We start from the raw sequence: 679 nt of genomic DNA, 5'->3' as shown, positions 1-679 counted from the left end.
GATCTCCGCCGGCTGCGGGGCGGAGCCGGGGCCGCGGCGCTGGTGGCGGTCACGCTCGCCGTCGCGCCGACCCTGACCGGCGGTGCTCCGGAGCCGCCCGCGGGGCGGCCGGTCGCCGTTCCCGCGGAGGAGCCGCCGGAGGTGCTCACCGGGCCGACCCGCGGCTCGCTCGCCGCCGACGCCGCCTTCGTCAAGGCGGTGCGACGCGTGGAGTGGGGCCCGCTGACCCCGCCGCCGGTCCGGGAGCGCCACGTCGTCCTCGCCACCGACACGCCGCACGGCCGGGTCGTCCTGCTGGCCGGGACGGTCGACGAGGACGTGCGCGGCGTGTGGCTCACCGGCCCGGTCGGTGCGGCGCCGGAGGAGCTCCGCCCCTCCGTGCCGCCGGACCTCGGTCCGTACCGGCCGGCGTCCCTCCTGGTCGGCGGCCCCGGTCCCGCGACCCTCGTCGTCGTGGCCGCCCGCGGCGACGCGGTGGAGGTCTCGCCGCGGCTGCAGGTCGGCCCGCGCGGCACGGTCGGCCGCACCTACGGCGCGGTGCCGGCCGACGACGGCCTCGCGGTCATCCCCGCCGAGACGACGTCGATCGGCACCGGCACCAGCGTGCGCGTGCTCCGCGACGGGCGGCCGGTTCACCGCGCCGGGGTGGCCGCCCCCGCGCTCCCGGCGCGGGCAGATC

1 protein-coding gene is annotated in these 679 nt (G+C 81.0%); it reads left to right on the top strand.

Annotated features, from left to right (window positions below; translation table 11 throughout):
• Positions 1 to 679 (top strand): hypothetical protein (locus E4P41_RS22500; RefSeq protein WP_209307870.1); only part of this gene is annotated, 679 nt, incomplete at both ends.

This window comes from Geodermatophilus sp. DF01-2, from assembly GCF_004571065.1.
Classification (GTDB): domain Bacteria; phylum Actinomycetota; class Actinomycetes; order Mycobacteriales; family Geodermatophilaceae; genus Geodermatophilus.
Note: the sequence above shows the minus strand (reverse complement) of the source record. Positions and strands in the feature narration are given on the sequence as shown.